Source organism: Citrobacter sp. GW821-FHT07H02, from assembly GCF_059418505.1.
Window position 1 is genome coordinate 111,615 of record NZ_JBWKPZ010000013.1, and the last position, 11,077, is coordinate 122,691.

Genomic DNA, 11,077 nt, shown 5'->3' on the forward strand with positions numbered 1-11,077 from the left:
AGGATCATCAAATGGATGCAGCAGTAACGCACTATCTCAATCGTTACGGTATTTTAGACGCGACACGACGCTTTCTGAGTAAACCGCAGAAGATGTTTATTGGCGGAGAGTGGGTTGACGGTAGCGAAGGGGAGGTCAGCGCTGTTATCGAGCCTTCCACGCAGGGTGTGTTGACCACGATCCCGTTGGCTACCGCGTCTGACCTTGATCGCGCCGTGGCGGCGGCTCGCCAACAGTTCGACCACGGTGAGTGGCGTCGTCTTAAACCGCTGGAGCGCGAGCGTATGCTGCATCGCCTGGCGGATCTGATTGAAGCTAATGCTAGAGAACTTGCTGAGATCGAATCCATTGATATGGGGAAATCGGTGACGCAGGCGCGTGACGTTGATATCCAGGGCACCATCGACACCTTTCGCTACTTCGCGGGCTGGGCCTCAAAACTGCACGGCCGCACGGTAGAACCTTCGCTGCCGGGCAATTATCTGGCCTATACCCGCAAAGAGCCGATCGGTGTAGTGGCCGCCATTGTGCCGTGGAACTTCCCCCTGCAAACCATGGCGTGGAAATTGGCGGCGGCGCTGGCGGTGGGCTGTACTGCGGTGATTAAACCCGCTGAACTGACCTCATTATCGACGCTGCGTTTTGCTGAACTGGTTCAGGAAGCGGGTATTCCGGACGGCGTGGTAAATATTGTCACCGGATACGGCAGTGTGATTGGCGCGGCCATGACCGCGCATCCGGGGATCGACAAAGTGACCTTTACCGGTTCGACGCCTGTCGGGCGTTCCGTCGGGCAGACGGCGGTTGAAAACATCAAGCGCGTGACCCTGGAGCTGGGCGGGAAATCCCCGGTTCTGGTGCTGGAGGATGCCGATATCCCTGCCGCCGCACAGGCGGTGGCCAACGGGGTGTTTTTTAACTCCGGGCAGGTCTGTGACGCGGGGACCCGCGCCTATATTCACCGCAGTATTTATGACCGTTTCCTGGCGGCGCTCGCTGACTATACCGCCACGCTGAAAATGGCCCCGGGCCTCGATCCGGAATGTTTCATTAGCCCGCTGGTTTCCGCCAAACAGCAGGACACGGTGCTGTCATTCATTGACGCTGGCGTGCGCGAAGGGGCGACGCTTTACTATGGCGGACGTCCCCAGGACAGAGACGGTTTCTTCGTCGAACCGACCATTTTTGCTCACTGTCGCAATGATATGCGCATCGTGCGCGAAGAGATCTTCGGCCCGGTGCTGGTCACCGCGCCGTTCGATACCGTCGAAGAAGCGGTTGAGCTTGCCAACGACTCGCCGTTTGGCCTGGCTGCGGCGATCTATTCGAACGATTTGGCCCGCGTGCATACCCTTATTCCCCAGCTAGAGGCCGGTTCGGTGTACGTCAACGCGCACAGCACCATCGACCCGGCGCTGCCATTCGGCGGTTTCAAGGAGTCCGGCTTTGGTAAAGATCTCGGCCCCGAGCAGCTTGACTACCTGATGGAAACCAAAACCGTGTGGATCACCTTGCCTTCATAGTCTGACTTATCGGCCCTTCCGGCACAGCCTCATGCTGCCCGGAAGCGGCCAGGTACGGCACAACGCACTGAGCTAACGAGCCGGCAACCGCCTGGCTTAATGAATTCTTATTGCTTCACCCTTCTCTACCAAGGGGTACCTTATGCAACCAGAATCAACCGCAGTGAAAGGGACAAGCAGTGAACAAAGTCCAATAGAAGGACGCTCGATCGACTTTGTGCCAGAACAGGAACGCACCGATAAACTCTCCAGTCAGGGACCCTTCTGGTTTGTCGGCAATTTTACTTTTTTTACCATGACCATCGGCTTTGTCGGGCCGAGCGTCGGACTTGATGCGCTATGGACTACGCTTGCGGGCACCTTGGGCATCATGTTCGGTACGCTGTTCATGGCTTTCCACGGATCGCAGGGACCGCACCTGGGGCTGCCGCAGATGATCCAGTCGCGTGCGCAGTTTGGCTATCGCGGCGTGGTGCTCGTGTTGCTAGCAACGCTGTTTGTGTTTGCTGGCTTCAATATTGTCAACCTGGTGCTGATGATGCAGGGGTTGAAAACGCTGTTTAGCTGGAACCCGTTCCAGGTCGCGCTGGCGGTGACGGTACCGGCAACCATTCTGGCCATCCTCGGCCACGACTGGATGCACAAAACCTTCAAATGGTCGTTGTTTTTATCGTTGCCGTTGTACGGTCTGGTGACGCTGGCGGTGCTGATGGGCTGGGTTCACGATGCTCCGGCCGTCGAAGGGGCGGCGAAGGCGGCACCTTTGGGCTTCAACTGGACGGGCTTTGTTGCTCAGTTTGCGGCAGCCGCCAGTTACAACATCGCTTACGCACCGTATGTGTCCGACTATTCGCGCTATCTGCCGAAAAATACCTCCAGCGGTAAATTGATCGCCGCAGTGTTTCTGGGGGCATCGCTGTCAGGGGCCTGGATGATCTCGGTGGGCGGCTGGCTGGCGTCGCATTTGCGCGCGACCGATGTGCTGGTGGCGCTCAATATGGTTGGTGCCAACTTTTCGCCTCATCTGGGAACTGCCGTGGTGGCCATCACTATCCTGGCGTTCCTGCCGGTGATTGCGATGAATATCTACAGCGCCAAACTGACCGCCATTACCAGCGTGGACTCCTTCAGGAAGATAGAGCCGACGGCCAAAGCTCGCATCGTGGCCATCATCTTTGTGGTGCTCCTGCAACTGGGCGTGGCGATGAGCATCTACAACTCCAGCTCGGGGTTGTCCGTGCTGAATATCTATCTGGTGGTGATGCTGTACTTCCTGGTGCCCTGGACGGCGGTCAACCTAACGGACTATTTCTTTGTACGCAGAGGGCGTTACGCCATCCCGCACTTCTTCCAGCCGCACGGCAACATTTATGGCCGTTGGGGGGCGCGTGGTTTGTTGTCCTACCTCGCGGGCTTTCTCGCGATGGTGCCATTCTTCTGCATCTTTGACGGTGGTCGTGAGGTGTTTGTCGGGCCGATAGCCCGCGCGATGGGCAGCGTTGATCTGGCCTGGCTGGTGGGGCTTATCGCCTCCAGCATCGTCTACTACGTCTCCTGCCGTTCACTGAACCTGCATCATGAAGAAGCCGTGATTTCGCATATCGAATTACACATGCCGGAGTACACCACGGGTAATAAAGGTGTGCCTGTCGCAATTGTCCAGAACCAAAATGGAGCAAGATAATGATGTCTACTAAACAGTTCGACTACATCATCGTAGGGGCAGGATCGGCCGGTTGCGTACTGGCAAATCGCCTGACTGAAGATCCGCGTGTGAACGTATTGGTGATCGAGTACGGCGGAAGCGATCGCAACATTATTATCCAGATGCCCAGCGCGTTCTCGATGCCAATGAACACCAAAAAATTTAACTGGCACTACGAAACTGAGCCGGAACCGCATCTGGATGGGCGTCGTCTGCACTGTCCGCGCGGGAAAGTGCTGGGCGGATCGTCATCGATCAACGGCCTGGTCTACATCCGGGGTCACGCTTACGACTTCGATGAGTGGGAGTCGTTAGGGGCCAAAAACTGGGGTTATCGCAACTGTCTGCCCTATTTTCGTAAAGCGGAGAACTACAAGTTTGGCGGCGATGATTATCGCGGTTCAGAAGGCCCGCTGAGCACCAACAACGGCAACAACATGCAGAACCCACTGTATGGCGCCTGGGTCGAAGCCGGTGCGCAGGCGGGCTACATCAAAACGGATGATACCAACGGTTATATGCAGGAAGGCTTTGGCGCGATGCACATGACGGTAAAGAATGGTGTGCGCTGGTCTACCGCAAATGCCTATCTGCGACCGGCTATGACACGACCTAACCTGACCGTCGTCACCAATGCGATGACGCGTAAGCTGGTGCTGGCAGGTAAACGTGTTGTTGGCGTTGAGTATGAGCAGGGGGGAGAAATCCACACTGTGCGCTGTACGCGAGAGGTGTTGATCTCTTCCGGTCCAATCGGTTCCCCGCACTTGTTGCAGCGCTCCGGTATAGGCCCCGCCGAGGTTCTGCGTAAAGCCGGTATCGAGGTGAAACACGATCTCCCGGGCGTCGGGGAAAACTTGCAGGATCACGCCGAGATTTATATCCAGTTCCAGTGCAAAGAACCGGTCTCGCTGAACAGCAAAATGGGACTGTTTTCGAAAGCATTAATTGGCCTGCGCTGGCTGCTGTTTAAAGATGGTCTGGGGGCGAGCAACCATTTCGAAGCGGGAGGATTCATCCGTTCAGAAAAGGGGTTGCGCTGGCCGGATATTCAGTTCCATTTTTTACCTGCGGCAATGCGTTACGATGGCGATAAGCCGTTCAAGGGACACGGTTTTATGGTGCTGACCGGCCCTAACAAACCGAAGAGCCGTGGCTATGTGCGGGTACGTTCTGCCGATCCGTATGAGCATCCGGAAATTCGTTTTAACTACCTGGAGCGCGAAGAAGATCGTGAAGGTTTTCGCCGCTGCGTGCGTCTGACGCGTGAGATCATCGGTCAGCCCGCGATGGACAGTTTTCGTGGCGAGGAGTTGGCTCCCGGTCCGAACGTCAACACGGACGAGGAGATCGATGCGTTTGTGCGTGCCAACATGGAAAGCACGATGCATCCGTGTGGCTCCTGCCGGATGGGGGAGGACTCGCTGGCGGTCGTCGATTCCGAACTGCGCGTACATGGACTGCAAGGGGTTCGCGTGATTGACTCTTCCGTGTTCCCAACGGAACCGAACGGCAACCTGAATGCACCGACGATCATGCTGGCGGAACGTGCGGCGGATCTGGTTCGGGGTCGCACGATGCTTGTGCCGTCAGAGGTTGAGGTTGGCCTGGCAGACAAGTGGGAAACGCAACAACGTACCCACGAACCTCGCCGTAAAGTGGCCGTCTGAACACATTTCGTAACGCGTACGGCGATGGCCGGTCCGGTGCGCAAATGGTGCTTCACATGGGAGGGTGACCACGCGTGGATTAACAAAACGTACCCCGCCCGCTAAGCGGGGGAGTGGCGGCAGTGATTAGGGTCATTGCCGCCCGTTTTGGATTTATCCCGGTATTGACGAGGAAAGATAAGAATTATTTTTAAGCAAAACTAAAGCTTGCTATGTTTGGTTAACCATGCGTTAATGACTGTGCGGTTTGATACAAAATTATCTGAAGTAGTCATTGTAATATTTCTCATCATGATTCCCTCTTGAGATTCCCTTTAGGTTTTTTTCTCTCTGATAAATTTTCTTTCGGACTATTTTGCCCAAGGGCTAACTCAATAAGGTAATAATTTATGTCTAATAAAATGACTGGTTTAGTAAAATGGTTTAATGCTGATAAGGGTTTTGGTTTCATTACTCCTAAAGATGGCAGCAAAGATGTATTCGTCCATTTTTCTGCAATTCAAAGTAACGATTTCAGAACGCTTAATGAAAATCAGGAAGTTGAATTTTCGGTAGAACAGGGCCCTAAAGGTCCAACGGCAGTCAATGTCGTGGCGCTCTAAGGTAACTGATATTACTAACCATATTCACTTCCGGTGTCCATGTTGTCATGGTTCACAATACAGAACATCAACGTTTGATGTCACTGAAAGCAATCCCTTCGGCGCAAAATGTATTTTTTGCAAGTCGACAATGATGACATTCGATAATGTCGCGTTGTACGTCCGTTCCGGTCAGGCTCCATTAGATTTCAGAAAATAATGCATATTGGCTCCGCACTGGAGCCATATTTGATTTCAGTATGCTAACAGATGGCCTGCAGAGGGCATCACGGTGGGGTTATGAAAAAAGTGATTGTATTTTTTAACGCAGAACCTGCTGCTGTTGTTTCCGTTATGAGTGGCATCACGACAATTTTACGTGAGTATCCCAATGGCGAGAAAACGCATTTACCGGTCATGTCTGCTGGATTTCCTTCCCTGACGGGCGATCATCAAGTCGTTCATGTTGCCTCCGATCGCGATATTAGCTCGGAAGAAATACTGGATGCCGCGAGAAAGTTTCTTTAGCGAAACCGTACATCCCTTCCTCATTCACTGCAGATCCCTAACCTGTTTTTGCCTAAAGAATGAGCATCGCCAGTTCTCGGGGTTATTGAATGTATCAGCAGGATAGCTTATAAATATCTGTGCCTTACAGGCAAACTGAAATCATTAACCTTGCTGGCGCGTTGCTGCCTTTACAAACCAGAAGAGGTCAACAGTGAACATTGAAGACTTAAAAAGAAAAACAGAAGCGGATATATCGGAATTTATCACGAAGAAAATAGTGGAACTGAAAAAGAAGACCGGGAAAGAGGTCTCGGATATTCAGTTTTCCGCTCGTGAGAAGATGACTGGTCTTGAAAGCTATGACGTAAAGATTAAATTAATTTAATTCTTTTTTTGCGTTCCTTGAGCGTTATTTATATAAAACATCACTTTTCTTTGAAGTGATGTTTTTGTGTTTTGAGTTGCATACGATTTGACCACCGCGTGATACGATGAAGCTCATTCATTGAAAGGTTAATCATCATGTCATTTTTCGATTACGCAATGAAATTCATTGGCGGCGTTTCTACAACTACCGTCACTTGCCCGGAGTGTGGTCTCAAGTCTTCCCAGTCCGCGTCTAAAATTCGTCTGAAGCAGGCAATGCTTTGCCCTGGATGTAAGGCCCTGTTTATTGTGCCGCGCTCAGGCTCGTGATGTGGATTCTGGTGGCGGTTAATAACGAGAGCCGGGGCGAAATGGATGAAAAACCCAGCCCACAGGCTGGGTTAATGTATTAGCTGGCGTTTTCGCAACCGGGTAAACCACGGTCAATAATCAGATTACCCTCGACGCGTAAACCGATTTTGCCGAACAGAAATGCGTGATTTAATTGAGTGACCACCACATCGGTTAAACCAACAGCGCACTTGTCTTTCTCAATAGCGCGATCTGCTGCTGTTTTAACATTCGGGATCCCCGTAGGGAAGATGATCACCGGGTAGCTATCTTCCGCTGTTACCCGTTTCCCCTTATAGAAATGCCCACCGTTCAGGTTGTAGTTCTTGGTGCTTGCGACAGTGAGATCTGCAACGCGCACCGTACAGCCTGACAATAAAAGCGCTCCCAGCGCTACAGCGATGATTTTTTTCATGTTTTGCTTCCATTGGTTGTATCCGGCGGTATTTTACCATGGGGATAACCCGCATCAACCGGTTGATGTCCGCCGCCTGGGTGATTAAGCGCGTTATGACGATGGGGGATTAACGGGTGAAATGAGGTTCATTTCTGGTTTATGCTTCGTAGCGGATTTATGGAGCGGGAAGGCCATCAATATGAGAATTAATCAACTTTGTTACAGCGTACTGGTGCTCTCATTGATAGCCAGCTATTTCGTTTTTCATTCGTTCTGGGCATGGTTGTTGCTGGTCAATATATTCACTTTTCTGCTCTATGGCGCAGATAAATATGCTGCACGTCGCGACTGGCAGCGCGTGCCAGAAAAGACGCTTCTGATCTTTGGCCTTGTAGGTGGGTGGCCCGGTGGTGTGATCGCGCAGCAGTTGTTCCGGCATAAAACCCAGAAACAACCGTTCAAAACCTGGTTTATGGTGAGTGTTATTGTGAATTTGGCCGTGTTGTTAGGTCTGGTATATCAAAGCGAATTACTTGAGCAAATAACAACACTGTGAGACGGGCATCTATTTCACACTCAGACACCTTCGACTATTTTCAGGGGTTCAGAACGGGCTGGCATGGCGGGCGGTGATCTTCTCCAGGCTTATGGGATGAACAAAATGCAACTCACTGGCGTGCAGCATTAATCGTGGCGTCCGCTCGGTGCCTGGCAACAGGCGCCCGCCGTACAGGTCGCAGCCCAAAATAGGGTGACCCAGTTGCTGGCAGTGAATGCGCAGTTGATGGGTACGCCCGGTCTCCGGGGTTAGCGCTACCCGCGTTACCGGCAGCAACGTTTGATCTTCCCGTTCGTAATACAAGCGCTCAATGACCCGATAGCGGGATCGGGCGGGTTTGCCGTGGATTGCGCAAATTGACATCAGCGGGAACAGCGCGGGGTCTTTGGCAATCGCCGCGTCTATTATCCCTTCATTGTCGTTGAGATGTCCGCAAAGCAGTGCGCTGTACACTTTGGTCACTGTACGTTGACTGAACTGTTGGCAGAGTGCGGCATTGATAGCCTTATTACGGGCAATCACCATCAGCCCGGACGTCCCGAAATCAAGGCGGTGGACCAGGGTGCAACCGGGGAATATCTGTACCAGCCGATGATGCACCGAATCGATATTTTGCGGATTTTTCCCCGAGAGACTGAGCAACCCTGTGGGTTTATTGATAAGGACCAGGTGATCGTCCTGATAGAGTATTTCTATCTTGTCATGGCACGGCGGGGCAATAAAGGAATCGAAAATCGTAGACATCAGGCTGCCCGGATGGAGAGTGAGGGCGGATAATAACCAATTTTTAGCTGACTGGCGAATCTTCAGTTTCATTGAGTGGGCTGGTGGAGTATCGGTTTTTTCATGTGCCTTTATCCAGCTCAGCCGTGAGTTTTAGGATTTCATCCTGAATGTATTTTCGCCGCTGTTTGAATAAATAACGGGAAGGAATCACCCTCTCAATAAGGGTTGGTTTTCTGCTGACATATCGCGAAACCAGCTCTTTGATATCGTCCTCTGACCATTCGTCTATAACGGGAGTGGGGTTATAAAGAAGGTTTGTCTGCAGAGCGGGGGCGACTTCCTCATCCAGAATAGTAAAAATCTCTTCCCGACTTAGCCCGGAGTCCTTCAGCACTTGCGCCATCCATCTGTAGTCATAGTCCTGGAGATCACGCCAGGTGAAAAGTTCAGATAACGCATACCAGACAGGGGCACGGCTAATCAATTCGGCTTCGCTAAGCTGCATAGACATTTTTTCCCTGTGGTGAAATGTATCGGGTTCCCGCAGATGAAATACCGGGTCGGGCGCGAATGCATACGGCTAAAATTATGCTGTGAAAGCAACCGATGGCCAGAGTCAGAGCCTCTGTCGATACTGCGATACAAGGCAGTCTACTGTATCACCGCGTTGTTATATATGCTGTACATCGTGGGATATAAGGTCTGCACGAAACAAAACCCGCCTCCGAGCGGGTTTTCGCTGCAATAAATCAGGAACGCGCTACAGCATATCGATGACTCATGGGAGAATAACCAAAGTTCGGCTTACAGTTCTATTTTGCATGCCTTAATGAATTTATTTACGGATTTTTTGGCAAACGAGACAGATCCGGAGCCTGATGAGAGTTGATTCCCTTTGCTATCCATAACTCCAATTAAAAAGTCTTGTCTGGAGGTTTGAACCTGTAGTTGACGTAGAAGAGTCATAATTTTATCTTTTTCAGTGCTGGTAAGCGCTATAGACTCCGGGCTTCTTCTTATCAATGTCGTGTTCAAGGCTACAGGCTGGTTATCATCAATCTTGATGAGCGTCTGATAACTCCCTTTTCCTGTGACAACCGTATTTCTATCTGCTTCAACCTGACTGATCGCTAACTTTCCTTCAGAGCAATCAAATACAACCGACTGATTTTCATTCGATATTTCTCCAATGAGTTCAGCTTTTTTACCAGCAGAGAATATATCGTTCTCGACAACCGTTTTCCATGATGCCTGTGCAACGGGTAAGTATGTAAATGAAAATAAACTTATAAGCACTATTTTTCTTAACATTTAAGACGCCTTTTTTTGGTTGTCTGGCGGTTCGTGTAACATGTTTCCGCAGTAGAGTAGAGAGTGGATCTGGTATTGAGTCCTGCAAACCGGAAACATTTTAATCAATGTATTGGAATTTATTTTGCTTTTAAGTGGCTTACCGAAGCGGGTGGTTGCTAACTAAACACAGTCAGACCAACGATAAACACCGGGGTTGTAACGGTGCTGGTTGTTACACATCTTGGGAGCTGTTGGTTTAGTTTAATGTCTGGTGGTACAACGTCATGACTGTTCATTATTAAACCAGTATCTATAAGCCAACTCTATGTTGATAAGGTTACATTACTGCCTGTTTTTAATAATTAAAGCGTGTGGCTTTGTGTATTATTGAATCCGAATGTGTAATTCAAATTTATGATAAGTGAATTTAATTTTAATGATTTTCTGTTTGGATTGTTTTTCAAGATTTATTATTTTTGGGTAAGGTTTGTTAATTATTGGCGAGAGGATCGAACGCTGATCCTGACCCAAAAAAAGTGCAGTGCTAAATCAGAGATCTTTGCCTTTCCGGAGACTTCGGATGAATTCAGCCGGAGTCATGTCATTTAATGATGAATGCGTCCTTTCATGATTGTATTCCCTGCACCCGCTGTCGAGTTTGTCCTGTGCATCTTCCAGTGACAGGAACCAGTGAATGTTCAGGCATTCATCCCGCAGACTACCGTTAAATGATTCAATAAACGTGGCTTTCCGGGGCGGGAGAAGTCGATGGTCACGCCATGCTCGTACACCCATTTATCCAGACTTTTCGAGATAAACTCGCTGCCGTTATCCAACATGAAATCCATACTCCAGCACTGATCGATATGCATCAGGGCCGGGCGCGGCTGGCGGCGTGCGGCACTGACATGTCTGCGGGGGCGTTTTCTGCGCAGATTGAGACCTTCCAGGTAATAAATCCGGTGGGTTTTCTTGTGGTTAACAAGCCAGCCCTCCCGCTGCAGCTGCAGCTGGATATGAATGCGCGGACAACCATACCGTATCCGGGTTTCCACGATTTCCCGGATACGCAGGGTTATCGCCCGGTCGTCACGCCGGCTCTGCCAGTGGTAGACAGTTCTGCTTTGCATCAGTAACCTGCATCCCCGGCGGACGCAGTTCCGTCACGCCCAGACCGGCAAATTTCTTTTTCCAGTTGTAAAAGGTGGCTTCAGAAATGCCCATTTTTCTGCAGACGTCCCCGACGCGGGTGCCGGTTTCGGCCTGTTTCAGCGCAAACGCAATCTGTTCTTCGGTATAACGGGTCTTTTTCATGGCGATGTGATCCTACCCACGTAATGTGGACACGGCCCTAAGCGAGGTTCTGGTTTTCAAACTGTTCCGGGCTGAGTCCGCC

At 50.9% G+C, this 11,077-nt stretch carries 14 protein-coding genes and 1 pseudogene; 10 read left to right on the plus strand and 5 right to left on the minus strand.

Annotated features, from left to right (window positions below):
- Positions 1 to 11 precede the first annotated feature (11 nt).
- From AC07NP_RS14305 to AC07NP_RS14345, 9 genes are all read left to right on the plus strand, one after another.
- A complete protein-coding gene (locus tag AC07NP_RS14305; RefSeq protein ID WP_494660874.1) occupies positions 12 to 1,523 on the plus strand; it encodes an aldehyde dehydrogenase family protein in 1,512 nt (503 codons plus the stop codon).
- 142 nt (positions 1,524 to 1,665) lie between these two features.
- On the plus strand, positions 1,666 to 3,207 hold the full coding sequence (locus tag AC07NP_RS14310; RefSeq protein WP_494660875.1) for a purine-cytosine permease family protein: 1,542 nt from the start codon (positions 1,666 to 1,668) through the stop codon (positions 3,205 to 3,207).
- The gene (betA, locus tag AC07NP_RS14315) at positions 3,207 to 4,898 is read left to right on the plus strand and encodes a choline dehydrogenase (RefSeq protein ID WP_494660876.1); all 1,692 of its coding nucleotides are present in this window, start codon (positions 3,207 to 3,209) and stop codon (positions 4,896 to 4,898) included. The genes AC07NP_RS14310 and betA overlap by 1 nt, the downstream gene beginning before the upstream one ends.
- Before the next feature lie 389 nt (positions 4,899 to 5,287).
- A complete protein-coding gene (cspG, locus tag AC07NP_RS14320) occupies positions 5,288 to 5,500 on the plus strand; it encodes a cold shock protein CspG (RefSeq protein WP_192613158.1) in 213 nt (70 codons plus the stop codon).
- A gap of 10 nt (positions 5,501 to 5,510) precedes the next feature.
- Positions 5,511 to 5,699, plus strand: a complete 189-nt coding sequence (ymcF, locus tag AC07NP_RS14325) for a cold shock small protein YmcF (protein ID WP_192614395.1) — start codon at positions 5,511 to 5,513, stop codon at positions 5,697 to 5,699.
- An 80-nt stretch (positions 5,700 to 5,779) separates the two neighbouring features.
- Positions 5,780 to 6,007, plus strand: a complete 228-nt coding sequence (locus tag AC07NP_RS14330) for a hypothetical protein (RefSeq protein ID WP_192613157.1) — start codon at positions 5,780 to 5,782, stop codon at positions 6,005 to 6,007.
- Between the two features lie 117 nt (positions 6,008 to 6,124).
- Positions 6,125 to 6,211, plus strand: a complete 87-nt coding sequence (locus AC07NP_RS14335) for a hypothetical protein (protein WP_193568791.1) — start codon at positions 6,125 to 6,127, stop codon at positions 6,209 to 6,211.
- Positions 6,201 to 6,374 (plus strand): GnsA/GnsB family addiction module toxin, encoded by a 174-nt coding sequence (locus AC07NP_RS14340; protein ID WP_494660877.1) that lies wholly within the window; start codon positions 6,201 to 6,203, stop codon positions 6,372 to 6,374. The genes AC07NP_RS14335 and AC07NP_RS14340 overlap by 11 nt, the downstream gene beginning before the upstream one ends.
- Before the next feature lie 137 nt (positions 6,375 to 6,511).
- Complete coding sequence (locus AC07NP_RS14345; RefSeq protein WP_494660878.1) at positions 6,512 to 6,685, plus strand: YnfU family zinc-binding protein; 174 nt, start codon at positions 6,512 to 6,514, stop codon at positions 6,683 to 6,685.
- Positions 6,686 to 6,764: 79 nt separating this feature from the next.
- Here AC07NP_RS14345 and AC07NP_RS14350 read toward each other — a convergent pair whose 3' ends face one another.
- Positions 6,765 to 7,121, minus strand: a complete 357-nt coding sequence (locus AC07NP_RS14350) for a hypothetical protein (protein WP_490469991.1) — start codon at positions 7,119 to 7,121, stop codon at positions 6,765 to 6,767.
- A 181-nt stretch (positions 7,122 to 7,302) separates the two neighbouring features.
- Between AC07NP_RS14350 and AC07NP_RS14355 the strand changes: the two genes are divergently transcribed.
- Positions 7,303 to 7,659, plus strand: coding sequence for a DUF1294 domain-containing protein (locus AC07NP_RS14355; protein WP_494660879.1), 357 nt, complete (start codon positions 7,303 to 7,305; stop codon positions 7,657 to 7,659).
- Between the two features lie 48 nt (positions 7,660 to 7,707).
- On the opposite strand, the gene AC07NP_RS14360 is transcribed toward AC07NP_RS14355, so the two are convergent.
- The 4 genes and pseudogenes from AC07NP_RS14360 to AC07NP_RS14375 form a co-directional block, all read right to left on the minus strand.
- Positions 7,708 to 8,406, minus strand: a complete 699-nt coding sequence (locus AC07NP_RS14360; protein WP_494660880.1) for an RluA family pseudouridine synthase — start codon at positions 8,404 to 8,406, stop codon at positions 7,708 to 7,710.
- A 100-nt stretch (positions 8,407 to 8,506) separates the two neighbouring features.
- The gene (locus tag AC07NP_RS14365; RefSeq protein ID WP_494660884.1) at positions 8,507 to 8,893 is read right to left on the minus strand and encodes a DUF7079 family protein; all 387 of its coding nucleotides are present in this window, start codon (positions 8,891 to 8,893) and stop codon (positions 8,507 to 8,509) included.
- 299 nt (positions 8,894 to 9,192) lie between these two features.
- Positions 9,193 to 9,699, minus strand: a complete 507-nt coding sequence (locus tag AC07NP_RS14370; protein ID WP_494660881.1) for a hypothetical protein — start codon at positions 9,697 to 9,699, stop codon at positions 9,193 to 9,195.
- Between the two features lie 531 nt (positions 9,700 to 10,230).
- Positions 10,231 to 10,995, minus strand: a pseudogene (locus AC07NP_RS14375) (integrase core domain-containing protein).
- Between the last annotated feature and the right edge of the window lie 82 nt (positions 10,996 to 11,077).